The organism is Desulfurobacterium indicum, from assembly GCF_001968985.1.
Classification (GTDB): Bacteria; Aquificota; Aquificia; order Desulfurobacteriales; family Desulfurobacteriaceae; genus Desulfurobacterium_A; species Desulfurobacterium_A indicum.
In genome coordinates, this window is record NZ_MOEN01000013.1 from 20,591 (window position 1) to 45,416 (window position 24,826).

The 24,826-nt window shown below is 39.5% G+C and carries 27 protein-coding genes and 2 tRNA genes; 7 read left to right on the plus strand and 22 right to left on the minus strand.

The genetic code is table 11. The features are described from left to right. Position 1 precedes the first annotated feature (1 nt). The 8 genes from BLW93_RS04565 to BLW93_RS04600 form a co-directional block, all read right to left on the minus strand. Positions 2-556 (minus strand): hypothetical protein, encoded by a 555-nt coding sequence (locus BLW93_RS04565; RefSeq protein WP_076712921.1) that lies wholly within the window; start codon positions 554-556, stop codon positions 2-4. Between the two features lie 15 nt (positions 557-571). Then, the gene (gene fsa / locus BLW93_RS04570; RefSeq protein ID WP_076712922.1) at positions 572-1,234 is read right to left on the minus strand and encodes a fructose-6-phosphate aldolase; all 663 of its coding nucleotides are present in this window, start codon (positions 1,232-1,234) and stop codon (positions 572-574) included. 38 nt (positions 1,235-1,272) lie between these two features. Then, positions 1,273-1,764, minus strand: a complete 492-nt coding sequence (locus BLW93_RS04575; RefSeq protein ID WP_076712923.1) for a metal-dependent hydrolase — start codon at positions 1,762-1,764, stop codon at positions 1,273-1,275. Then, a complete protein-coding gene (locus BLW93_RS04580) occupies positions 1,761-2,402 on the minus strand; it encodes an MBL fold metallo-hydrolase (protein WP_076712924.1) in 642 nt (213 codons plus the stop codon). The genes BLW93_RS04575 and BLW93_RS04580 overlap by 4 nt, the downstream gene beginning before the upstream one ends. Next, positions 2,362-2,952 carry a LabA-like NYN domain-containing protein gene (locus BLW93_RS04585; protein ID WP_076712925.1) on the minus strand — a complete coding sequence of 197 codons (591 nt, stop codon included), beginning with the start codon at positions 2,950-2,952 and terminating at the stop codon, positions 2,362-2,364. The genes BLW93_RS04580 and BLW93_RS04585 overlap by 41 nt, the downstream gene beginning before the upstream one ends. Next, positions 2,949-4,193 carry a cation diffusion facilitator family transporter gene (locus BLW93_RS04590; protein WP_076712926.1) on the minus strand — a complete coding sequence of 415 codons (1,245 nt, stop codon included), beginning with the start codon at positions 4,191-4,193 and terminating at the stop codon, positions 2,949-2,951. Before BLW93_RS04590 ends, BLW93_RS04585 begins: the two co-directional genes overlap by 4 nt. Beyond that, the gene (locus BLW93_RS04595; RefSeq protein ID WP_076712927.1) at positions 4,190-5,734 is read right to left on the minus strand and encodes a helicase HerA domain-containing protein; all 1,545 of its coding nucleotides are present in this window, start codon (positions 5,732-5,734) and stop codon (positions 4,190-4,192) included. The genes BLW93_RS04590 and BLW93_RS04595 overlap by 4 nt, the downstream gene beginning before the upstream one ends. Positions 5,735-5,807: 73 nt before the next feature. Beyond that, positions 5,808-8,156 (minus strand): hybrid sensor histidine kinase/response regulator, encoded by a 2,349-nt coding sequence (locus tag BLW93_RS04600; protein WP_076712928.1) that lies wholly within the window; start codon positions 8,154-8,156, stop codon positions 5,808-5,810. Between the two features lie 182 nt (positions 8,157-8,338). Between BLW93_RS04600 and leuD the strand changes: the two genes are divergently transcribed. From leuD to BLW93_RS04635, 7 genes are all read left to right on the plus strand, one after another. Next, positions 8,339-8,845, plus strand: coding sequence for a 3-isopropylmalate dehydratase small subunit (leuD, locus tag BLW93_RS04605; protein ID WP_076712929.1), 507 nt, complete (start codon positions 8,339-8,341; stop codon positions 8,843-8,845). A gap of 18 nt (positions 8,846-8,863) precedes the next feature. Further along, a complete protein-coding gene (gene leuB / locus BLW93_RS04610) occupies positions 8,864-9,940 on the plus strand; it encodes a 3-isopropylmalate dehydrogenase (RefSeq protein WP_076712930.1) in 1,077 nt (358 codons plus the stop codon). Positions 9,941-10,185: 245 nt separating this feature from the next. Next, on the plus strand, positions 10,186-11,049 hold the full coding sequence (locus BLW93_RS04615; RefSeq protein WP_076712931.1) for a glycine--tRNA ligase subunit alpha: 864 nt from the start codon (positions 10,186-10,188) through the stop codon (positions 11,047-11,049). After that, positions 11,039-13,099 carry a glycine--tRNA ligase subunit beta gene (gene glyS, locus BLW93_RS04620; protein WP_076712932.1) on the plus strand — a complete coding sequence of 687 codons (2,061 nt, stop codon included), beginning with the start codon at positions 11,039-11,041 and terminating at the stop codon, positions 13,097-13,099. Before BLW93_RS04615 ends, glyS begins: the two co-directional genes overlap by 11 nt. An 11-nt stretch (positions 13,100-13,110) precedes the next feature. After that, positions 13,111-15,795 (plus strand): pyruvate, phosphate dikinase, encoded by a 2,685-nt coding sequence (gene ppdK, locus BLW93_RS04625; protein WP_076712933.1) that lies wholly within the window; start codon positions 13,111-13,113, stop codon positions 15,793-15,795. A 49-nt stretch (positions 15,796-15,844) separates the two neighbouring features. Then, on the plus strand, positions 15,845-16,747 hold the full coding sequence (locus BLW93_RS04630) for a DsbA family protein (protein WP_076712934.1): 903 nt from the start codon (positions 15,845-15,847) through the stop codon (positions 16,745-16,747). Between the two features lie 2 nt (positions 16,748-16,749). Then, on the plus strand, positions 16,750-17,541 hold the full coding sequence (locus BLW93_RS04635) for a metal ABC transporter ATP-binding protein (RefSeq protein WP_076712935.1): 792 nt from the start codon (positions 16,750-16,752) through the stop codon (positions 17,539-17,541). Here BLW93_RS04635 and BLW93_RS04640 read toward each other — a convergent pair. The 14 genes from BLW93_RS04640 to BLW93_RS04705 form a co-directional block, all read right to left on the minus strand. Further along, positions 17,535-18,503: a DHH family phosphoesterase gene (locus BLW93_RS04640; RefSeq protein WP_076712948.1), complete on the minus strand. Its 969-nt coding sequence runs from the start codon at positions 18,501-18,503 to the stop codon at positions 17,535-17,537. The genes BLW93_RS04635 and BLW93_RS04640 overlap by 7 nt on opposite strands. A gap of 5 nt (positions 18,504-18,508) precedes the next feature. Next, on the minus strand, positions 18,509-18,829 hold the full coding sequence (gene rbfA / locus BLW93_RS04645) for a 30S ribosome-binding factor RbfA (protein ID WP_076712936.1): 321 nt from the start codon (positions 18,827-18,829) through the stop codon (positions 18,509-18,511). Then, positions 18,826-20,154, minus strand: a complete 1,329-nt coding sequence (locus BLW93_RS04650) for a TldD/PmbA family protein (protein ID WP_076712937.1) — start codon at positions 20,152-20,154, stop codon at positions 18,826-18,828. The genes rbfA and BLW93_RS04650 overlap by 4 nt, the downstream gene beginning before the upstream one ends. Before the next feature lie 30 nt (positions 20,155-20,184). Further along, positions 20,185-20,778 (minus strand): FAD-dependent thymidylate synthase, encoded by a 594-nt coding sequence (gene thyX, locus BLW93_RS04655; RefSeq protein WP_076712938.1) that lies wholly within the window; start codon positions 20,776-20,778, stop codon positions 20,185-20,187. Beyond that, positions 20,775-21,488, minus strand: a complete 714-nt coding sequence (gene queC / locus BLW93_RS04660) for a 7-cyano-7-deazaguanine synthase QueC (protein WP_076712939.1) — start codon at positions 21,486-21,488, stop codon at positions 20,775-20,777. The genes thyX and queC overlap by 4 nt, the downstream gene beginning before the upstream one ends. Then, positions 21,485-22,003 (minus strand): hypothetical protein, encoded by a 519-nt coding sequence (locus tag BLW93_RS04665; protein ID WP_076712940.1) that lies wholly within the window; start codon positions 22,001-22,003, stop codon positions 21,485-21,487. Before BLW93_RS04665 ends, queC begins: the two co-directional genes overlap by 4 nt. Positions 22,004-22,023: 20 nt before the next feature. Further along, positions 22,024-22,100, minus strand: a tRNA-Pro gene (locus BLW93_RS04670). Positions 22,101-22,171: 71 nt separating this feature from the next. Continuing rightward, entirely contained in the window at positions 22,172-22,897 is a 726-nt protein-coding gene (rplA, locus tag BLW93_RS04675) for a 50S ribosomal protein L1 (RefSeq protein ID WP_076712941.1), read from the minus strand. Positions 22,898-22,966: 69 nt separating this feature from the next. Beyond that, positions 22,967-23,392, minus strand: a complete 426-nt coding sequence (rplK, locus tag BLW93_RS04680) for a 50S ribosomal protein L11 (protein WP_076712942.1) — start codon at positions 23,390-23,392, stop codon at positions 22,967-22,969. 25 nt (positions 23,393-23,417) lie between these two features. Continuing rightward, positions 23,418-24,152, minus strand: a complete 735-nt coding sequence (gene nusG, locus BLW93_RS04685) for a transcription termination/antitermination protein NusG (RefSeq protein ID WP_076712943.1) — start codon at positions 24,150-24,152, stop codon at positions 23,418-23,420. Positions 24,153-24,156: 4 nt separating this feature from the next. Beyond that, complete coding sequence (secE, locus tag BLW93_RS04690; protein WP_076712944.1) at positions 24,157-24,345, minus strand: preprotein translocase subunit SecE; 189 nt, start codon at positions 24,343-24,345, stop codon at positions 24,157-24,159. Positions 24,346-24,370: 25 nt separating this feature from the next. Beyond that, positions 24,371-24,446: transfer RNA gene (locus BLW93_RS04695), tRNA-Trp, on the minus strand. A gap of 31 nt (positions 24,447-24,477) precedes the next feature. Then, positions 24,478-24,642, minus strand: coding sequence for a 50S ribosomal protein L33 (gene rpmG / locus BLW93_RS04700; protein WP_076712945.1), 165 nt, complete (start codon positions 24,640-24,642; stop codon positions 24,478-24,480). Between the two features lie 94 nt (positions 24,643-24,736). Further along, a partial coding sequence (locus BLW93_RS04705; RefSeq protein WP_144444011.1) for an EF-Tu C-terminal domain-related protein occupies positions 24,737-24,826 on the minus strand: 90 nt, incomplete at its 5' end.

The window sequence follows — 24,826 nt, forward strand, 5'->3', positions numbered from 1 at the left end:
ATTACTCCTCCCCCTGCTTCAATCTCGTTAAAAACTGTTCAACACTATCTGAAAGATCCAGTTCCGTCGTTGTAAGATCCCATCTTATACTTGACTTAACCTTATAATCAAGCTGTATTTCAAAGTTTGATAAAATCTCCTCAATCCTGGTCAAAACCTTTACCTTTGATTCTACATTTTTATCAAGAATATAAATGATACCTAAGGAGAAATCATCAAACAGAAAGAGCGTATCCGTCGGCCTTATGTGGCTATCTATATAATTGATAATGATATCCCTCAACTCTTGATAATTACCAAGATGAAACTTTATCCTTATACCTAAAACCGTTTTATTTCTTTCAAAAGACATCCTTTTAATAAGCCTGCTTAAACGATATTTGATAAATTTCTCTTTAGGAACAATAGTCGAAATGTCTATAAGGTCCTGATACGATTCAAGAGTCTTGGCAAGAATCAAGACAGCTTCTTCAAACTCTTCCAGTTTTTCTATACCGTCTTTAAATAATTTCCTCGCTTCCCCTATATACTGCTTCAGAGCCTCTGCTTCTATCACCATTTCCCCCAAAAATCACTTAAAAATAGATTCTCTATCAGGCACCTTAGCCCAATCTTCGAGAAATCTCTCAATACCTATATCCGTCAAAGGATGCTTAGCAAGCTGGGTAATTACCTTAAACGGAATAGTCGCGATATCGGCACCGATGAGAGCAGCTTCAAGAACATGCTTAGGATGTCTTATACTTGCAACAATTATCTCTGTCATAAATCCATAATTGGCATAGATATCAACAATCTGAGATATAAGCTCCATTCCATCATGTCCTATATCATCAAGCCTGCCAACAAACGGAGAAACGTAAGTGGCACCGGCTTTCGCCGCTAAAAGTGCCTGAAGAGGAGAAAAAACAAGTGTAACGTTGGTTCTTATCCCCTCTTCAGAAAGGATCTTAACTGCTTTTAATCCCTCAGTCGTCATAGGAATTTTAATAACAACATTTTCTCCGAGTTTTGCAAGTTGCCTTGCCTCATCTACCATACCTTTTGCATCTAAACTAACAACTTCAAGACTAACAGGCCCATCAACAAGTTTAAGAATTTCATTTACTACTTCTTTAAAAGGCCTTCCTGTTTTTGATATGAGTGTAGGATTTGTTGTAACTCCATCTATTAAACCAAGCTCAACTGCTTCCTTTATCTCGTTAACATCAGCTGTATCAATGAAAAACTTCATATAACCTCCTAAACTTCAGATATTATTTACGACAAAGCCTATTTTAGCATATTCATTAGAAATGAAATATTATCCCTGCCGAAAAAAGATTCCAGAGTAATAGATTCTTTCTTAAATATCCCTGCCAGAAAAATAAGCAATAGAAGTGCAACAATTATCTCTGAAAGTTTACCACTTTTTAAAAGCTTAAAGGAAAACCTTTGGCGATAGGAAAATCCAACAGGGACGCCAAGAGGTGTAAGAGAATCCAGCAAAAGATGAGAGGCATAACCCAGAGAAAAGGATAAAACGTCTCTGAAAATAACAGATGGAATAACATCCTTAAAAAAAAATAACATAAACGTCAAAATTACAGGTATTGCCACATGATGTGTTATACCTCTATGAGAATTAAAAAGCGTTCTCTTTTTCGGGAAGCCTTTTTTCAAATCAACATCGGGAAAAACAGAACCGAAAACAGCCGGAAAAATCGGCAACTTAAAGTAAAGAGCAACCGCAACTCCGGCAAGAATATGAGTGCCCGTCGTCATATAATAAACTCCCTTATAAAGGGATTATCAAGTAACTCCTGTTTAACCGTTGTTGTAGGACCATGACCAGGAATAATAACCGTATCTTTATTAAGTTTATCAAGAAGCCTCACTATAGACTTTTTCAGCGTCTCATAATCACTTCCGGGAAGATCATAACGGCCAATGCTACCTTTAAATATCAAATCTCCAACAATTACAAAATTATCATCTTCATTAAATAGAGATATACTTCCGGGAGAATGACCGGGAGTGTGAAAAACTTTGAATTTATACTTTCCAATCTCAAGAACATCACCATCATTAATCGTTCTGTCCGGCGGAGGAGAATACTCTGCACCGATACTTCTGCCGAAATCGGATTCGATCCAGCGGTTAATACTCTCAGCAGCCGCAGGATGCATTAAAAGCTCGGCATCAGAAAACTCTATCTTTGCCCATGCATTCTTGGCCACATGGTCTGGATGTTCGTGAGTATTAACTATATAATTTACCTTTACATCGTTTCGGTCTGCTACTCCAACTATCTCATCAAGCTCACCTGCAGGATCGACAATCATACCTTCTTTACTTTCGGGATCATAAACAAAAAGGGTATTAACCGTCAAAAGCCCCAGGGGAAATATCTTCACCACCATGACCGTTCTCCTCTTTAAAAACTATAAAATCAGAAACTTCATAAAGGTCTATATATTCATCAGCCGCAGTAATCAACTCCTTTGCGGTAATCTGTTTAAAAGAAAGAACTTCTACCTTTATGCCTTTAGCCTTAAGAAAGTTAACCAGATCGACAAAATCACCATCACCGCTCATAAGAACGGCAACATCTATCTTTCCAGACTCCGCCATTGCTATTGCGTCAATAGCTATACCCATATCCCAATCAGCTTTATATTCAATCTTATCCCAGCTATAAAACTTTTTGGGCTGTTTCAATTTAATCTCGTAACCTAAACTTTTCAAAACATATAAGAAACTCCCCTGATTAACATTGTCAAGGTCAACAAGATAAGCTATTGCTCTATGAAGCTTTCGTCCTCTAACGGCTATCTCAAGAAGCCTTTTAAAATCTATTTTCTTTTTAAGCGTATTCCTCGCACCGTAATAGAGATTCTGCATGTCAACAAAAACTGCAACATTTAAATGACCGTAAACAGAATCTCTCTCTATTAAATCTTTGGCTTTCATTCATTTCCTCCCATCACTTCCCTTAAAAACAAAAGAGGAGACTGGCATTTCAAACCTTTAGAAACCAAATCATTCAAAAAATCATAAGGATTTCCTATCTCATCAACAACTGCCAGTTTAACCCTGTTCTCTGCCATTGCATAGAGAACACCTCTGTGAGAAGGCGGTTTAGAAAGAATTATGCAGGTTACCCCCTTGCTCTTTAAGAACTCAACAAGCTCTATACCTCTTCCTTTCTCTATATTTTTAACAGGATTGACGTAAAGTTTGGCATTTTCTATCAGCTTTTTCTTCTTATCAACAACGGCAACAAGAATAAAATCACATCTTCCAAATCCCTCACACACTTTATCTTCCGAATCAAGAGGAATCGCTATCACCTGTTTTTCCGGCTCGTAAGGCTCAGGATGAATTATTACCTTCTCAACGAAAGGAACTTCTTTTTTTACCTGCTGTTCTATTGCATCTATAATTTTGTGAGCTTCTTCAAGGGAATCACAATCTACGTAAACTTCCGCCTCTATAAACTTGTAACTTCCAGAATTCCTCCCGCTTATAGACTTTATCCCAGCAACTTCTGGAAATTCATGCATGATGCTCTTAACCTTTTCAAGAGTCTCTCTGTCTATAGAAGCATCAAGCAAAACTTTGAGAGATTCAAGAAGTATTTCGAAACCGGCATGGAATATAAGCAATACAACTATAGCGACAGCTATCTTTTCTATCCACGGATAACCGGCATAGTTCGCGATAACACCAACTAAAACAACAATAGCACTGAACATATCAGTTTTAACATGCTCCGCATCAGCAATCAAACTCGGAGAATTAAGCTCTTCTCCCTTTTTCTTCTCATAAAGAGAAAACAGGAGCGTTAGAATAAGCGTTAACACAATAGCTCCAAGAGCTACCAGAAGATTCGTTATCCTCTCTTCCATTCCACCGAAAAGAGAATGTTTTGCTATTTCATATCCTGCAAGGAAAATCGCAAAAGAACTTATTATGGCAACTATATTTTCGACTTTGTAAAGACCGTAAGGAAAGTTTTTTGATTTCATATTCGCTATGGTTATACCAGCATAAACGGAAATCGCCGCTGCCAGATCGGATAGAGAATGAATTGCATCGGCTATCAAAGATGCAGAATTAGAAACAAGGCCTGCTGAAAGCTTAATCAAAAACAGAGTCAAATTTAAAAAAACCGACATAAGGGCTATTTTTTTCTTTTCTTTATATATCAAAACTCCTCCTTGTCAGTGTAAAAAGATTCTATTTCTTCAAGCAACTTCTCCTTTTTCTTCGCAATCTTTTTCCACTCTTCGACAGCACTTGTGTCGTTACCAGATTTTTTACCCCTTGCGCGTCTTATCTTAACCAGGGCAGGGACAGGTATCATTTTCCCCATTATAAGGGCTTCACCAACATTCAGAGACGAAAGCTGTTCCACAAGCTCACTGCTCAGAGCTTCCGCAGCCTGTTGAACGTGCCTCTGATCGCTCGGTTCAACAAGTTTCAAAATTATCATGTTGTTCGCCTGTGAAAGCGAATCCACATCAAGAGCCTTGGGTCTTTGACTTACAAGACAAAGACCCAATCCAAATTTTCTACCTTCTCTTGCAACCCTTGATATCCAGTATTTTGAACGGGTGCGTGCGGAAGAAGACGCAAGAATATGGGCTTCCTCAAGTATCGAGAAAACTGGAAATTCAAGCCCTCCGTCATACCCGTGAACATACCTTTTCCTCTTTTCAAGCATATTTCTTAAAACATGACTCACTATAATATCTGCTACCTTTTCATCAACATGCGAAAAATCGATAACGTTCAAACGTGCAGGCTCTATCTGCTCAGCAATCGGCTTCTGAAAAAGATCAAAAAGCTCACTGTAACTTTCTTTCATATCCTCAACTTTATTAATAACACCAATTATGGACTTTCTGTCCTCTCTTATGTCGCTATCTTTATCTGAAGCAAGCTCCTTATAATATTCAAGTTCCCCTAAAAGCCTTTCCCAGAAATTATCCACCTGAATCACACCGGTTGATATTTCATCTATAACTTTTTTGAACGCCCTTTTCAAATATCTGTCCTGAATAAAAGAATTATCATCAACATTTGCAAACTGCCTGAACTCTCTGTAACTCAGATGAACGGGATTGAGTTTTAAATCAAGTTTCTTAACGATACTTTCTCCATTTATTTTATAATCAAAGTTTACATACTCTCCATGCATATCAAAAACCAGTATAGAACCAAACTTCTCCAGCATACCTTCTATAATTACGGAAACTGTATTTGACTTCCCGCCACCGGTAACGGCAAGTATGGCAAGATGTCTGCTAACTATCTGGTCAACATCAACATAAACATCTACATCCTCTCTGGTAAGAAGAGAACCTATACATATTTTCTTTTCATCGCTTCCACCGAAAACTTTCTTTAAAGTGGACGATGAGGCAAGATAAACATCTGTCCCGGGTGGAGGAGGAACCCTCGGAATAAACATATTTTTGTCAACATCTCCCAGAATGGAAATCTTACCGTATAAAATCCTGTGATCACTTGAAATCTCTTTTAACCTGTTAACATCTTTAAAATCAAAATCATTATCAAACAAACGATTTGAACAGGACAAAGACTTTACAAAACCAAGAACGCGGGCATTCTCATACTCCAGCTCAACATAATCCCCGAGAGAAATGTTGCCTGGACTCATAAACGCAACTTCTCTGGGCGTTGATTCGTTAAGACATACTCCTACTTTTTCTCTTTCTTCTGCCATTGCAAGACTCCAACAAGAAGAGATATTTCATACGTGAATATATGATATATAACTAAAGAGAAGCAACTGTCTGTTATTTGCCGTCTTTTTCTTTCCGCATTTTATATTTTGTTGCATAAGTCAAAGCCTTACACAACTGCGCAAACTCAACAGGCTTAACCAGGTAACCATCTGCTCCTGCCTTCATTGCCTTTTCTTCTGAATCTCTGAAAGCATCGGCGGTAAGAACAAAAATTGGAACATCTATTCCTCTTCTCCTTATCTCTTTAACGGCAGTTAATCCGTCCATCTCCGGCATCTTTAAATCCATAAGTATAATGTCGTATTCGTTCTTTTCTGCCTCTTCAACCGCCTTTTTACCGTTGTCAACGATTCTCACGTGCTCTATTCCGAACTTCCTTTTCAAAAGCTCTCTTATAAATATCTGATTTACCAGGACATCTTCGGCAACAAGAACTTTCAGATTTTTATCAACATGCCTACAGCTTATAGATTTCATTGCTGATTGTCTGGCAGGTGCTTTGGTCTTCTTAAGTGTAATTAAAACATAGAATGTAGAACCCTTTCCGGGAGCACTTTCTACCCAGACATCCCCACCCATTATATTTGCGAGTTTTTTCGTTATAAAAAGCCCAAGCCCTGTTCCCTCAACTTTTTTACTTATATGACTTTTCACTTGAGAAAACGGCCTGAAAAGGAGCGGTTGCTTCTCATAAGGAATACCTATTCCTGTATCTTTAACATAAAATAGAAGCTTAACAAGATCCCCTTGGTCTTTTTTCTTCTTAAGACCCACTTCTATATAACCTTTTTCCGTAAACTTAGCTGCATTGGAAAGGAGATTGAAAAATATCTGCTTAACTCTCTTTTCATCTGCAACAACCCATATCTCATCTTCAGGGAAATTAAATTTAAGCTCCACACCTTCTTTAAGATTTGAAGATAAAGCATAAGCTGTTTCTTTCAAAACTTTTATTATGTTAAGAGGCTCCGTGTAAAGCTCTATCTGTTCAGCCTGAATCTTTGCCACATCAAGAATATCATTAACAAGGCTCAACAGCTGTTTCGCACTTGAAAGGGCAAGCTCCACATACTCTTTATCTTTTTCGTCAAGTTTATCCGATTGAGACAAAAGATTTAAAAATCCGATAATGCCGTTCAACGGAGTCCTGATATCATGAGAAATCGTGGCAAGAAAAATTTTCTGGCTTGAAAGCGCATTTATAAGATAGATAGCCATATCTTCAAGTGCTCTCGCTATATGGATAAGAAACTCTGGAATCTTAGAATAATCAATTGTTGACGGAATGTAACTCTTCCCTTCTCTTATCGCTTTTGAAACCTCCTCCCTGAAACGTTCTATTTCATCAGCTGCAACCATCGTCTCATCTTTAAGTCTTTTTAGCGTTCCATAGATCTGTTTATAAATTCCTCTATTGTCCGCCGGAACAATGCAGTTAAAACGATTCTCGCAAGTTTCACATGATCTAAGCCCTTTAAAACACTCTATCCATCTCAAAGTTGCCTGTGCAGCTTCTGCCCATTTATCGGATATAGTATTCAAAAGTTCACCTATATCTTTCCACTTACCTTCAAGGTCATCAACACGTATCTTCTCAATTCTGCCGGATTGGAAATTCTGAAGCATAAACTTTATTCTGCCAAGAAGTGTAAAGATTAACTTGGCTGTATCTTCCGCAGCTCTAAAAGCCTCTCCTATCTCATCATTTGTTTTATATTTATCAGGAACATTTGAAAGTTTACACACAAGCCCAGAGGGAATACTTGAAATGGCATAAGTTAACTTGCCTAACCTGTAAGAAACATCCCTTAACATTAAAGCTATCAAAACAAAGACAAAGGTTCCCAGAACTATATAAATACTCTCCAATTTATAAAAGAGCTGCCTTTCATCACTCTTCCTTAACCTATCCTCAATACGTCCAAATGCCTCCCTTATTGAAGCTGCTTCTCTTCTTATCTTCTCCAAAGGAACATTTCCGCTTAAAAGCTCTTTCTTCAAACGCTTCCATTGTTCATTGATTATCTTTATCTCAGCCGGACATCCTTTCTCTTTACATAAACCTTTATCGATCTCTATTTTTTCTTTCAAAGAAGACTCATGCTTTAAACCGGTAAAATGAACAAATTCTCCACCTTTTTCAAGAGCTGAAAGATTCTTTTCAAAGATAGAAATTGTTCTTTTTAAATCCTCTCTTTCCTTCCCCGAAAAATTTTTCTCGTAAGAAACAGCATAATCAAGGAGCATCCTTTCAAGAAGATACCTTTCAGTGCTGACAGCTTCAATCTTCTCATCTACCTTTTCACGAACGCGCATGCTATACATTCCGGTAGTTGCCGCCAAAAAACCAAAAAAACCCATTACAAAAAGGAGCAGTATGAACTTTGTCCTTATCTTCATCCTACCACCATACCTTAAATATATTTCAAACTTTAAATATATAGCGAAGAAGACTAACCCGCATTATAATCAGGCAAAAATACCATGATTTGAGATAGTAACATATATTTAGCCGTAACCAATACTTCGTTACAAAATTAGATGTTAAAATTTCATCACTATTTAAATCTAAGGAGGCATGGATGTCAGAAGAAACTTACAAAGGCAGAGCTTTTAAGTTCGGAGACGATATAAATACTGATGAAATCATACCTGCAAGGTATCTTAACACCTCAGATCCGGCAGAACTGGCAAAACACTGTATGGAAGATGCTGATCCTGAATTCCCCTCAAAAGTTCAAAAAGGTGACATAATCGTAGGGGGAAAAAACTTCGGATGCGGTTCTTCAAGAGAGCACGCCCCAATAGCGATAAAGGCTGCCGGCGTTTCAGCTGTTATTGCAAAATCATTTGCAAGAATCTTTTACAGGAACTGTATAAACATAGGATTACCCATTTTCGAATCACCGGAAGCAGTAGAGGGAATAGAAGAAGGAGATATCGTAGAAGTTAATCCGGCAACCGGAGTAATCAAAAACATAACAAAAGGAACCGAATTTAAAGCCACTCCGATCCCTCCTGAAATAAGAAAAATCATGGATGCTGGCGGATTAATGGAATACGCAAAACAGAAGCTTCAAGAAAAATAAAATTTAGGAGGCAAAAAGTTGAAAGAGTTTAACGTTGCGGTTCTTCCTGGAGACGGAATAGGACCGGAGATTGTAAAACAAGCTATAAAAGTTATGGATGCAGTTGCTGAAAAGTTTAACTTCAAAATCAACTACGAATACGGCCTTATCGGCGGAGCTGCAATAGACGAGACTGGAAATCCTTTTCCGGAAGAGACAAAAGAAATCGTTCTCAAATCTGATGCAGTTCTCCTCGGTGCTGTAGGTGGCCCCAAGTGGGACAATCTTGAATTCTCAATAAGACCAGAACGGGCACTCCTGGGACTGAGAAAACTCCTTAACGCCTTTGCAAACTTGAGACCTGCAAAACTTTACGACGAACTGATAGATGCATCTTCACTTAAAGCGGAAATTGTAAAAGGCGTTGACATAATGGTTGTAAGAGAATTAAACAGCGGTATTTACTTTGGTATCCCAAAAGGTATTTTTATCGATGGTGATGAAAGAGTAGGTATAAATACGCTCAGATACTATGAACACGAAGTTGAAAGAATTGCAAAGGTAGCTTTTGAAGTTGCTAGAAAAAGAGGCAAAAAAGTTACCAGCGTTGACAAGGCGAACGTCCTTGAAGCAACTGTCCTCTGGAGAGAAGTTGTTGAAAAAGTTCACAAAAACTATCAGGACGTTGAACTCAACCATATGTATGTTGACAACGCGGCAATGCAGATAATCAGATGGCCAAAGCAGTTTGACGTTATAGTTACAACAAATATGTTTGGTGACATTTTGTCTGACGCATGTGCCATGCTTACAGGCTCTCTCGGGATGCTCCCTTCTGCAAGCATCGGTGGAAGAATAGGCCTTTACGAACCGATCCACGGTTCTGCTCCTGACATTGCAGGTCAGAACATTGCAAACCCAATTGCAACAATAAACTCTGCAGGCATGATGTTTACATATTCCTTCCACATGCCTGAAGCTGAAAAAGCCATAGATAGAGCTGTCAGAGCAGTTCTTGCAAAAGGTTACAGAACAAAAGACATCATGTCAGAAGGATGCAAGGAAGTAAGCACTGAAGAAATAGGCGACCTAATAGCAGAAGAAATTAAAAAATAATTAATCTTTTGGAGCGGAGTTTCCGCTCCTTGTCAAATATTAAAAACTTCAGATAGTTTATCATTTTTACCATCATCAAAAATAATTTCATAATAAAAACTATTTTAAAATCGGATAGTTTAGTCGATCGATACGAAAAATTTAATGTTAAAATTATTAGCAATTCCAGAGTAAAAGCGGGCGTTTGACTACCTGAAGAAGAGATTTTAAAATAAGTGTGAAATTATGGGTAAACGGAGAATACGGTGACTTTTCAGGAATTGATTTTTAAACTGGAAACCTACTGGTCAGAAAAAGGCTGTGTCATAGGAAAAAGTTACGATGTAGAACAGGGTGCAGGAACAATGCACCCTTTTACATTTTTAAAAGTTCTTGATTCAAAACCGTGGAACATAGCTTATGTTCAAGCCTGCAGAAGACCAGCTGACGGAAGATATGGCGACAACCCGAACCGCCTGCAAAGATACTTTCAGTTTCAGGTTATTCTCAAACCTTCTCCTGAAAATGCTCAGGAACTTTATCTAGGCAGCCTGGAAGCCCTTGGAATAAGTCCCTACAAACATGACATAAGATTTGTTGAGGACGACTGGGAATCACCAACATTAGGTGCATGGGGACTCGGCTGGGAAGTATGGCTTGATGGAATGGAAATAACACAGTTCACTTACTTCCAGCAGGCAGGAGGTATAACACTTAAACCTGTTTCTGTTGAAATAACTTACGGCCTTGAAAGAATAGCAATGTATATTCAAAATGTAGATAGCGTTTACGACATAATCTGGACAGACGGAGTGAAATACGGAGACCTATACAAAGAATCAGAATATCAATGGTCCGTTTACAACTTCGAAGAAGCAGATGTCAATATGCTATTCAATCTCTTCTCCATGTATGAAAAAGAATCTAAAAGGCTTGTTGAAAAAGGATTTGTCCTTCCTGCCTATGACTACTGTCTTAAGTGTTCCCATGTATTCAACGTACTGGACGCAAGAGGCGCAATATCAGTAGCAGAAAGAGCTTCTTACATAGGAAGAGTCAGAAAACTGGCAAACCTTTGTGCAAAAGAATACTTGAAAAAAGAGAAAGAGGTAACAGCAGGTGAAGGCTGAAAATTTTATTCTCGAAATAGGAACCGAAGAACTTCCAGCATCTTTCATAGAACCAGCGTTAAAAAGTATAAAAGAGCAATTTAAAAAAATCCTTTTAGATTCAAAATTGTCAACAGAAAGTCTGGAAATTTTCGGAACACCAAGAAGACTTATTCTCATAGCATCTGGAATTCCCACAAAGCAACCTGATAGAGAAGAGATAATAACCGGCCCGGCATGGAAGGCAGCATTTGACGAAAACGGCAATCCGACAAGAGCAGCAGAAGGATTTGCCCGCTCAAAAGGCGTATCCGCAAAAGAACTGATAAAGATAGAAACAGAGAAAGGTATCTACGCAGGAATTAAGAGAACGATAAAAGGTAAAGAAACAAGAAACATCCTATCTGAAAAAATACCTGAACTTATCAGATCAATTCCTTTCAAAAAAAGTATGCGCTGGGGCAATGGAAACTTAAGGTTCGGAAGACCTATAAGATGGATATGTGCAATCTTTGGAAAAGAGACTGTGCCCTTCTCCATTGACGGAATAGAAAGCAGCAATCTTTCACGAGGGCACAGATTCCTATCCCCTGAACCTTTCGACGTTTCAGAGGTTGACGATTTTATATCAGAACTCGAATCAAGATACGTAGTAGCAGACGTTCAAAAGAGAAAATCCTTAATCCTTGACGGAGCAAAAGACCTTGCAGAAAAAGCAGGCTGTGTTCTTATAGATGATGAAGATCTACTGGAAGAAGTAACCAATCTGGTTGAATTTCCATATCCAATGCTGGGAAGCTTTGAAGAACGTTTTCTCCAGCTACCTGAAGAAGTTCCCATTGTAGTTATGAAAGAACATCAGAGATACTTTTCCGTAAAGGATAAAAACGGAAAGCTTAAAAACTACTTCATAGCAGTCGCAAACATAAAACCACCAGAAGAGGAACTTATAAGGCACGGCTATGAAAAAGTATTAAGAGCAAGATTATCAGACGCTCTTTTCTTCTTCAATGAAGATAGGAAGAGGAAGCTGGAAGAAAGAGTTCCCGAACTAAAAGGCGTTATTTTTCATGACAAACTGGGAACGATGTTTGAAAAAGTTGAAAGACTCCAGAAACTTACACCTAAAATAGCAGAACTCATTGAAGGCAATTCCGAAAAAGCAGAAAGAGCGGCGTTCTTATCAAAAGCAGACCTTGTAACCGAAATGGTAAAAGAGTTTACCGAACTTCAAGGCGTAATGGGGAAAAATTACGCTCTGCTTGACGGTGAAGACAGAGAGGTAGCTGAAGCCATATTCGAACAGTATCTACCCCGATTCTCTGATGATCAAACGGCAAAAACAAAAACAGGAATAGCATTATCACTTGCTGAAAAGTTTGACAATATCGTAGGTTTCTTCGGAGTTGGACTCAAACCTACAGGCTCTATGGATCCGTTCGCTCTAAGAAGAAACGCCATAGGAATAATTAAAACACTTACAGAAAACGGCATTCTCATAGACATAATGGAAATTGCTACCCTTGCATTCAACATTTATGAATCTCAGGGAAAGAAGCTTTCTGAGAGCAATCCGGAAGACGTTGTAAACTTCATAAAAGAACGACTCAAAACCCTACTTTCTGAAAAATTCCGCCAAGATACAATAGATGCAGTCCTTGACGTAACAAACAATATCACCGACGCGGTTGAAAGGATAAGGGCAATAGATGAACTCAGGAAAGACGAAGAGTTTGAAACTGTCCTTTTAACTATGAGAAGAGTGATGAACATAATACCGCCAGATTTCCATGCAACCAGCAATGAAATAGAAACGGACAACGAATACGAAAGGCAACTTCTTGAAGCATTTAAAACCATCAAAGAAGAAATTGAAAAAGACATTAAACGCGGAGACTACAAATCAGCTCTTCTCAGAATCGGGTCTCTTAAAAGAAACGTTGATCTTTTCTTTGATAACGTCATGGTTATGGATAAAAACGAAGAAATCAAGCATCGAAGGTTATCAATCTTAAAACTTATCTCAGAAACTCTATCGCAATTTGCGAACTTTAGAAATATTAGAAGTTAGGGGGCGGCATAATGGCTAAAAGAGTCTATTTCTTTGGAAACGGAAGGGCGGACGGAACCGCACAGATGAAAGATCTGCTGGGCGGCAAAGGTGCAAATCTTGCCGAAATGACAAACCTCGGATTACCTGTTCCACCAGGTATTACGATAACAACCGAAGTATGTAAAGAATACTTCCAGCTCGGGCAACAATTCCCCGAAGGACTGTGGGAAGAAATCCTAGAAGGAATGAAAAAGATTGAAGAGGTTGTTGGCAAAAAATTCGGTGACAGAAAGATACCACTTCTTGTTGCCGTTCGTTCAGGTGCTCCTGTATCAATGCCTGGAATGATGGACACCATTCTCAACCTTGGCCTTAACGACGAATCCGTAGAAGGCCTTGCTGAAAGCACCGGAAATGAAAGATTTGCATGGGACTCATACAGAAGATTTATCCAGATGTTTGGTAACGTCGTTATGGGCATTCCTCATGAGAAATTCGAGGAAATTCTGGAAGCAAAAAAAGAAGAAGTCGGAGCAAAAGCTGACATAGACCTTACGGCCGAAGATTTCAAAGATATCGTTAAAAAATACAAAGAGATGGTAAAAAGGGAAACTGGACAGGAGTTCCCTCAAGACCCTTATAAACAACTTGAAATGGCAGTAAGAGCCGTATTCGATTCATGGAACAACCCAAGAGCCATAAGATACAGAGAGATCAATAAGATCCCGGAAGATTACGGAACGGCCGTTAACGTCGTTGCAATGGTTTTCGGAAACATGGGAGATACCTCAGGAACAGGTGTTGCATTTACGCGTAACCCATCAACAGGAGAAAACGAATTCTACGGCGAATACTTAAAAAACGCTCAGGGAGAGGACGTTGTTGCAGGTATAAGAACGCCACAACCACTTAGAAAGTCACAAAAAACAGACGAATCCCAGGTATCTCTCGAAGAGGAATTTCCGGAAGTATACAAAGAGCTTGAAAGAATCAGAGACATTCTAGAAAAACACTACAGAGACATGCAAGACATAGAATTTACAATAGAAAACGGCAAGCTTTACATGCTTCAGACAAGAACAGGTAAAAGAACTGCCAGAGCAGCCGTAAAAATTGCAGTTGACCTTGTAAAAGAAGGACTCATAACAAAAGAAGAAGCCATAATGAGAATAGATCCTTCTCTCATCAACCAGCTTCTCCATCCAATGATTGATGAAGAAGACAAGAAAAGAGCTATCGCAGAAGGAAGACTTATTACAAAAGGTCTTCCTGCTGCTCCGGGTGCAGTATCTGGTAAAGTTGTCTTCTCAGCTGATGAAGCTGTTGAAATGAAAGAGAAAGGCGAAAAAGTAATCCTTGTAAGACATGAAACATCACCGGAAGACATCCACGGAATGCACGCTGCAGAAGGTATATTAACGGCAAGAGGTGGAATGACATCCCACGCTGCCGTCGTTGCAAGAGGTATGGGTAAAACGTGTATTGTCGGTGCAGAAACAATAACTGTCGATTACGACAGGCAGGAATTTCGTGTCGGTGATATCGTCGTCAAAAAAGGTGATATCATAACCATTGATGGCTCAACCGGCGAAATTTTCCACGGTGAAATCAAAACCATTCCAGCAAATATTTCAGGTGAATTTGAAGAGCTCATGAAGTGGGCTGACGAAATAAGAGACCTCAAGGTAAGAGTAAACGCCGACACACCGGAAGACGCTCTTCAGGGAAGAAAGTTTGGTGCCGAAGGTATAGGACTCTGCAGAACAGAACACATGTTCTTCAACGAAGACAGAATTCCAGTTGTTAGAGAAATGATCCTTGCAAAGACAAAAGAAGAAAGAGAAAAAGCACTTAAAAAACTTCTGCCGATGCAAAGAAGTGACTTCAAGGCAATCTTTGAAGTTATGGACGGACTACCTGTCAACATAAGGCTTCTCGACCCACCACTTCACGAATTCCTTCCAAAAACAGAAGAAGAGTTTGAAAAGACAGCAAAAGAGATGGGACTCTCTGTTGAAGAGATAAAGAAAAGAGCAGAAGAACTTCACGAAGTTAATCCGATGCTCGGACTTAGAGGTTCAAGACTTGGCATAGCTTACCCTGAAATCTACGAAATGCAAGTAAGGGCAATCATAGAAGCCGCCTGTGAATGCAAAAAAGAAGGCATCGACGTAAAACCTGAAATAATGCTACCTCTAATTGCCGATGACAGGGAACTTGCAGAACTTAAAAAAATGATAGACAGAGTTGCCGCCGAAGTTTTCGTAGAAACAGGCGTTGAAGTCCCTTATCAGGTAGGAACAATGATAGAAATTCCGAGAGCTGCACTTATAGCAGATCAGCTTGCAAGAGACGCCGAATACTTCTCATTCGGAACAAACGACCTTACACAGATGACTTTCGGACTTTCAAGAGACGATGCTGGCAAATTCATAGGAAAATATGTAGAAAAAGGCATCCTAAAAGGCGATCCTTTCATGCATATTGATGAAAACGGAGTAGGCCAGCTCATAAAGATAGCGATAGAAAAAGGAAACAAAACAAGACCCGGCATTAAAACAGGTGTCTGCGGTGAGCACGGCGGTGATCCTCGTTCTATTAACTTCTTCCAGCAGATAGGAATCCAGTATGTAAGTCCTTCTCCTTTCAGAGTTCCTATAGCAAGACTTGCAGCGGCACAGGCAAAGATTAGATTAAGTAATAAGCAAAATTAAGGGGGCATTCGCCCCCCTTTTTTTAAATAACGAAACAAGAGGTGAAAAAATGAGACGTCTTATCTATCTTTTTCTTGCAGTTGCCGCAACAACATCCTTCTCATGTGCACAGACACAGACAGCTCAAACCGATACAGCAAATTCAAAAAACGTAAAAACACTTATCAAAAAAATGTTCGGTCACGCTGGCGGAAAAAATCTTGAACTCGTTGACGTTGAACCGACGAACAAAACAGTAACCCTCAGAGCTTATAAACTTAAATTCAAAGATAAAGCCGGAAGCAGATACATATACGGCTACGTATGGATGACGGACAACGGCAAAAATATGGCTCTCAAACTGTATAAGTTTGACTCCGAAACAAAAGGCGGTATGCCTCTTGCCTCTGTCATAGAACCTAAAGTTCGTGAAAAAATGATAAAAACAGACCTATCATGGTTTAAAAATATCCTTAAAGAGCTTGACAAAAACAACATACCTCATGTTGTAGGAAACGGAAATAAAATTATCTATATAGTATGGGACGTCTATTGCCCATTCTGTTACCAGAACTTCTCAAAGGTAGCGGAATCTCTCAAAAAAGGGATAAAACTTGTATTTGTCCCTCTTCCAGTTCACGGAGAACGTTCCATAAAAGGATTCGTTTACTACACATATCTTGCCAGAAAGGAAGGTGCTCAAAAGGCAATGGGACACATCTTTATGAGAGGAAACGGTAACTTTATGAAATTTAACCAGAGCCTTGCAGAAGAAGTAAACAAGAATTACAATAAAATACCGGAAAAAGAGAGAAAGGAACTTGAAAAATTTTACACAAAGATAAGAAGCGACCTTCTCAAGAAAGGAATAAATGCAACCCCAACCATCATCTACATCCCACCAGGAGAGAACAACAAAGGTTACATCCATCGTGGATTTATTCCCTTTGACCAGCTTCTCAAGATGAAATGACAATGCAAAACCGAGGAATCGAACTTAAAAACCTTACGGTAGGCTACGATATAACAAGGCCCCTGATTAAGGGGCTTTCTCTATTTATGGACGAAGGTGAGTTCTGGGTAGTCGTGGGCCCAAACGGTGCAGGTAAGTCAACTCTCCTGAAAACTATACTCGGAATAGTCCCCCCTTTGGAAGGGGAAATATACATCCACGGCGTTGACTGCACGGACACCGGTTACTGTGAAGAAAAACATTTTCTAAGCTATGTTCCTCAGATGGAAAGTTATTCAAAAATATTTCCGGCTACAGCTCTTGACATTGTAATATCCGGTCTCTTTCCCAGAAAAAGAAGATTCGAACCTGTTAAAGAAAGCGATAAAAAACTTGCACTCCACTGGTTAAGAATGTTAGAGCTTGACCACCTCGCAGAGAAGCCGTTTTCAAAACTATCCGGGGGACAGCAGAGGAAGATACTAATAGCAAGGGCATTAATAAGCAATCCACACTACTTATTTCTTGATGAACCGACTACGGGAGTCGACATAAAAAGCTCCAGAAAAATTCTGGACATTATAGCCACGCTAAACAGAGAAAAAAATTTCGGCATATTTATGGTTACCCATGATCTTAACTTTGTGTGGCCCTACATCGAAAAGGTAATAATCGTAGGAAACGGTAAATTTATAGCAGGAAGCAAAGAAGAAATCATGAATGAAAAAATACTTTCAGAAATCTACGGAGTAAAAATTCAAATCATTCAGACACCAGGTGGACCGGTATTTCTTATAGGAGACAAACATTACTGAGAAAGAGCCTCTCCAATTGCGTGGAAAAGCTCTTCTTTAAGCTTTTCAAGTCCTTCTGCACCGGAATATTCAAAGCCTGCCGCCATAACATGGCCACCACCGCCAAATCTACTTGAAATAGCTGCAACATTTACACTTCCCTTGGAACGAAGGGAGACTTTCCATCTTCCTGGTTCATATTCCTTGAAAAACACGGCTACCTCAACCCCTTCAATCGAACGGGGATACCCTATGAAACCTTCCGTCTCCTCTATTCCTGCTCCTGTCTCTTCAAGAAACCTTTGATAAAGTGTAATATGAGCAATCTTTCCGTTAAGGGCAAAATCAAGCGTTTCAAGAACCTTCTGAAGCAACTTGATTCTCGTTAAACGGTTTCTCTCAAAAAGATTCTTTATAACGGTATAAGGATTAATACCACCTTTCTCAAGCAGAAACGCAGCATTTCGCAAAGTTTGAGGCGTCGTAGAACTATACCCAAAACTTCCCGTATCCGTAACCATTCCGGTATATATAGGAAGGGCAACTTCATAGTCTATTAAATCTTCACCTATAAGTCTCATTATCTCCAGAGAAAGCTCACAGGTGCTGGGCATAGAAGGTTCAACTACTGCAAACGTACTTTCAGGATTTGCAGTTACATGGTGGTCTATCACAAGAGAATTTTTCGCCGGGATGGAATCAAAACCTGTCCTTGAAACTTCCGAAACATCAAGAATTATAGCCCAATCAAACTGCTTATCTATCCTTTTCGAAGAGACTATTTTTCCTACGTTGGGAAGAAAATCGTAAAAGTACGGAACATTATCGTAAAGTATCACTTTAATATCTCTTTTAAGCTTCCTCAAGAAATTAAACCACCCCAAAGCACTACCTATAGCATCTCCGTCAGGATTCTTGTGAGATGTAATGAGAATTTTCCCTTCCATATTTTCTATTAGCTGAGCTACTTCTCTCCTTGACATCCTTTTCAAATTACATCTCCCGGCATTACATTTATATCCGGCGCCACCTTAAATTCCGGCCTCGGAACAACTTTCATCCTCAGGCGCTTACCAAGTAAGTGGTGAATGTAGCCCGCTGCATGATTCAAAACCTCCACCATTGCAGCAGCCTCTTCCATTTTTAAAGCCGATATGTAAACCACCACTTTCCGTCCATCTTTTGAAACGTTTACAGATGAAACAGAAACAAATTTAATCCCTTCTGGTTTGTCTATTTCAAAAGTTACAATATCCGAAATTTCCCTTCTTAACAGAGATTCAACTCTCTCTTTCCTTCTATTTTTCATACTCCACCAACCATAAGCTCTTTAACCAGAACGGAAGGGCTGCTTATATTACCTATCCACCTGCTGTCTCTTCCGACTTCACTTATGTTATTAAGCAAATGCTTAACGTTACCTGCAACAGTGCATCCAACAACCGGCTGAATAACTGTCCCTTCCCTCAAAAGAAGTCCGCTGACACCTATGGAAAATTCACCGGAAATCGGATTAATTGTGTGGATACCCATTGCATCTGTTATAACAAGAACTTCTTCAGGCGTTCTTACAAGGCTTTCAAAAGATAAAGCTCCAGGCTCTATCACAAGATTTGTAACTCCCGACTGCGGAAGAGAAGCTATGCCTGCTCTTATGCCGTTACCAGTAGTCGGATGATTCAATCTTCTGGCAGAGTATATATCAACAAGGAAATTCTTAAGAACCCCTCTCTCTATAATTGCTTTTTTCCTGGTAACAGTTCCCTCGTCATCGTAAGGTCTTGAGCCAATTCCATCTTCAAGATGAGGATTATCATAAATTGAAAGAACATGACTAGCAACTTCAAAACCCAGCTTACCTGCAAACAGAGATTTCTTTCGCAAAACATTGTTTCCCAGAAAGCCGGCAGAAAGAGCATCTATAAGCTCGGCAAAAACAACATTTTTAAATATTACAGGAATTTTCCTGGTTTTAATTGGTTCTGCACCTAAAAGAGAAACGGCACTTTCAACAGCCCTCATAGCAACAACATCTGTATTAAGCCGGGAAAAATATCTCACAACATCAAAATCCCAGCCCATCTGACTGTCACCATCATCTTCGGCTTTAAGCATTACACTAAGGGAGAAAGAGGTTGTTTCGTAAGAAAAAGAGTGATCGTTGGAATTGTAATAAAATACTCTCGTTACAGAATCACTATAAGAGGCTTTTCTCACAACTTTAACTCTTCTATCCATAGAACGGACTTTTTCTTCAAGTTGTTTGGCTATCTCCACTTTTCTATCTACTGGAATATCTTTGAAATTCTCATCGGCGAGAGAAAAATCAAGAGATGATTGAGCAGGCATGGAAAGCTCATACTCGTCAGGATCAGCACTTCTTGCATTCTCCCTGGCACATTCAATAGCTATCCTTATACCATCATCACTTGTATCTCTGGTATAGGCAAAACCGAGTCTATCATCAACAATAACCCTTATAGCAACACCCTTCTTAACAGGAACTTTTACCTTCTCAACACTTCCGTTTTTAATTTCTACACTGTAACCTTCAGTAGAAACGGCATATATATCAAACTTTCCTATATCCTGCTTTTTCAAGATACTTATAACCCTTTCGAGTCCTTTTTCCATAAAGAACCTCCTGTCATAAACCTGCCTATTCTACAGGTTTTCAAAGAATGAAACAACTTCTGGCTGTTTACCGCAGGTTTTCCCTCCTTCCGGACAGACACCTGTCATAAAACATCCGGGGCCAACCCTATCAAAAATCTCAGGCATTTTTTCTCTAAGTAATTTAAGCATTCTAATCGCCATTTCCCTTATTTCCCATTGAGCCCTGTTACAGGTTCTGAGCTTCAAAAAATGAATAAGCTCTTTACTGTTCATGGTAAAAACAATTCTCGTTGCGCAGGCGTTAGGAAGAACAAAACGGGCATCTTCTTTAGGCACTCCTGCTTCAATAAACGCTTCATAAACATCACCTAAAAAAGACATAACATCGTCAAAAGAGATCTTTTTATTTTCATATAAAATAAACTTATCCTTTAGAGATTCAGGCTTTACATAAGGAAAATCTTTCATAGAAACATACCTTTGAGACTGCTGACTGTAAGAAGCAGGCCTATGTCTAACAAGCTGGTGAGAACAGGCTCTTGAAATACCATCAACGAGAAACGTGAAAAAAATATGCTTTTCCAGTTCTCTCTCTTCAATATCTAAATCGGGAATATTAGCATCAAGCAGGATAATTCTCATATTCTCTCCTGAATTTTTCCTTCTCTCTTAAGACGCCTTATAAGATGATCCTCTTCTCCAACCTCTTCCCAGCCTTTAGCTCTTAAAACACAGCTATCACATCTACCACAGGGAATCTCTCCGCCTCTGTAACAGGAGACAGAATAGGAATAATCAGCACCTAGAGAAAGCCCCAGTTTAATTATTTCTCCTTTAGTCAAATTTATCAAAGGAGCGTGAATGTGCCATCTAACTCCTTCTACGCCTATCTTTGTTCCCCTATTTAAAGTCTCTTCCATCGATTTCAAAAATTCAGGTCTGCAATCGGGATATCCGCTGTAATCAACGGCATTCCAGCCGCCTGCTATATCGGTACAACCTTTTGTCTCGGCATAAGCCGCGGCTATTGAAATAAAAATACCGTTCCTGAACGGAACATAGGTAATCGGAATACCTCTATCCTTTATCTCTTCAACAGTATGAGCTTCGGGAACATCTATACTTTTATCGGTGAGAGCCGAACCTCCAATCCTAGAAAGGTCTATCTCAAAAATCTTGTGCTCCTTCACTCGTGCATTTTCAGCAATTTTCCTGGCCATTTCAACTTCTATGTTATGCCTCTGGCCGTAGAAAAAAGTTATCGCGTAAACATCGTCAAAATGTTTCTTTGCCCAATAAAGAACCGTAGTAGAATCAAGACCTCCGGATAGAATGACAACACAAGAATTCATTTCTTCTCCTCTATAACCTTAACAGGTTTAATCACAAGGTTACAGGTACCATCAGATATAACAACTTTTTTAATTCCTTCCGCACCGTACATATATGTTTCTTTCAATCTCCCAAAAGAAATCCTCAAAGTATAAGGTGTTATTATTTTATACGATTTTCCGTAGATATAACCTGTAAGTATGGATTTTAACTGTTTTGGAGAGTAAAGATACTTTGCAAAAGAAGATAGATTCTCATCTGCAAAAACCTCTCCATTTCTCATAACAATCTTTCCGCCGTAAACACCGGCAGGACCATAAACCTTCACCAGAGCTTTGTTACTATCAACCTTAACAACCGCCTTTCCCGAAACGTTAGTACCGTTAGAGCAGTAAACAGAACACTTGACTACTCCTTTCAAAATTTCTGCCGGTCTCTTAACAAAATTCCAGGGATATGGCTGTGTTACAGGTTTTGATTGGAATACACATGAAGAGAAAAAAAGAAGAGAAACTATAAAAAACCATCTTTTCATTGTTTAATCCCAAAAAGAAATGGTCGGGGCGACCCGACTTGAACGGGCGACCTCTGGCCCCCCATGCCAGCGCGCTACCAGGCTACGCCACGCCCCGACACTCGACTAAATATAAAATAAAATCTAAGTCGGAAAAATCAAGAAAATGCGGGGATAATCCCCGCGCTATTATTCGATAGATTGTGCTTTATTAATAGCATCAAAAATATCTATTTTTACGCCAGGATCCATTGAAGCAGATATAGCCATGCTTTTAATATATTGACCTTTTGCACCCGAAGGCTTAGCAGCAAGAATAGCTTTAACCAAAGCAAGAGCATTTTCTAAAAGTTTTTTTTCATCAAAAGAAACCTTTCCTATTGGTGCATGAACAATACCGGCTTTCTCAACCTTGAAATCAACTTTACCGGCTTTTGCTTCCTTAACAGCTTTAGCTACATCAAACGTAACGGTTCCTGTCTTCGGATTAGGCATAAGTCCTCTTGGACCGAGAATTCTACCCAATCTTCCCACCTTACTCATCATATCAGGCGTAGCTATAAGAACGTCAAAATCAAGCCAGCCTTGCTGTATTTTTTGAACAAGGTCATCACCGCCTACAAAATCAGCTCCAGCTTCTTTTGCTTCATTAAGCTTTTCTCCCTGAGCAATAACGGCAACCTTTACGTCCTTTCCAAGACCGTTAGGAAGAACGACACTTCCTCTAACCATCTGATCCTGATATTTGGGATCAACGTTAAGTCTCACCGCCAGCTCAACTGTCTGATCAAAGTTTCTCTTTGTAACATCCGCCATCTTTTTAACGAGAGAAACTGCTTCATCGATCGGATACGCTTTTGTCCTGTCGATCAGGGCAAGAGCATTCATATACTTCTTACCGTGCTTTTTAGCCATTACTTCCTCCTATCGGCATTTTAACTCTTTATGCCTCCCACCATTTTTGGTGGTAAAGTATGAAAAGTTTTAGTCAACTACTTCAACACCCATGTTTCTGGCTGTCCCTTCAATTATCCTCATTGCAGCCTCAACATCATAACAGTTAAGGTCAGGCATCTTCGTTTCAGCAATCTGCCTGAGCTGCTCTCTGGTAATCTTACCTACCTTTTCCTTCTTAGGCATGTGAGCACCTTTCTCTATCCCGGCTGCTTTCTTTATAAGAACAGAAGCCGGAGGAGTTTTCATTATGAAGCTAAAAGATCTGTCGGCATAAATTGTGATAACTACAGGAATAACAAGTCCTTTCTTATCTGCAGTTGCGGCGTTAAATGCTTTTACAAATTCCATAATATTAACACCATGCTGACCAAGTGCCGGACCAACCGGTGGCGCAGGTGTGGCTTCGCCAGCAGGCAGTTGAAGTTTAACTTCAGCAACAACCTTTTTTGCCATTTTATTCCTCCGCTATTTATCTCATTTAGCTTACTTTCTCTATCTGATCAAATTCGAGTTCAACAGGTGTCTGTCTGTCAAAAATGTTTACAAGAACGATAATTTTTTCTCTCTCCGCATCAATCTCAGATATAACACCCTCAAAACCAATAAACGGACCCTCTTTAATTTTAACTCTATCACCTTTATCAAACTTAAGTTTTGTAACTTTAGGCACACCTTTCTCCAGTCTTTCTCTCATAGCCACTATTTCAGATTCCGGTACAACTACCGGCTCTCCACCTGTGCTAACGAATCCGAGCACTCTTGGAACGGCTCTTACCGTGCTTCTTACTCTATTATCAAGGTCCGCCTTAATAAAGATGTATCCCGGATAAAGCTTATCCCTCAGCTCTATTTTCGCTTCCGCCTTAAGCTCTGGACACTTTATCTTCTGGCCAATCCTCCCTATCGGTTTTTGTGGAAGACATCCTTTCCTGGTTTCTACCGGCTCTGCCCACACCTTCCCGTCTTCAATATGAAAAATCACCTTCTTGCCATCTTCCGTCTCCACTTCATAAGCAACCGGTTCTCCCTTAAGAGGAAAAACTGCCTTTTCCTTTCCGGCAACCTTTATTACAACTCTTTCGTTAGCCGGAATAAATATCTCTTCAACCTTATCAAGAAGCCCTTCCTGCTGCAGAGCCTTAACAATGTTTGCTCTTACTCTGTCTTCAAAACCGGACTGAACATGAAGGGTGTACCATCTGTTCTCAGCCATTAACTTAAACCCCTTGTTTGATTATGAACTGAAGAAGTTTCGTAAATATCATATCTATAACCCAGAAGTATGCTGCTATTATACCTGTAAAAACAAGCACTCCAATAGTAGCCTCTACGACCTCTTCCTTTGTCGGCCAGGTAACTTTATCAAGTTCCTGCTTAACTTCTTTCAAGAAAGTTATAGGGGACATCAGCCCTCCGTAAAAATAAATAAAATGGCAGGCCAGGAGGGACTTGAACCCCCAACCGCCGGATTTGGAGTCCGGTGCCCTGCCAATTGGGCTACTGGCCTACCCTTCATGTTTCGCGTGAGAGAATATAACCTATTTTACTTCTCTATGCAAGGTGTGCTTATTACACCAGGGGCAGTATTTTCTAAGCTCAAGTCTCTCCTGAGTGTTTCTCTTGTTTTTAGTTGTAGAGTAGTTTCTCCTCTTACATTCTGTGCATGCAAGCTGAATTATTTCACGAGGTCCTTTTTTGGCCATTTCAAACTCCCAAATCATGAGGTTTTACAGTTTTACAAAATTAAGGGCATCCACAAGGGATGCCCGCCGATGGGAATTTATGTATTTTTTCCAATTAGTCAAGGATTTCAGTAACAACACCTGCACCTACAGTTCTACCACCTTCACGAATAGCAAATCTGAGTCCTTCTTCTATAGCTACAGG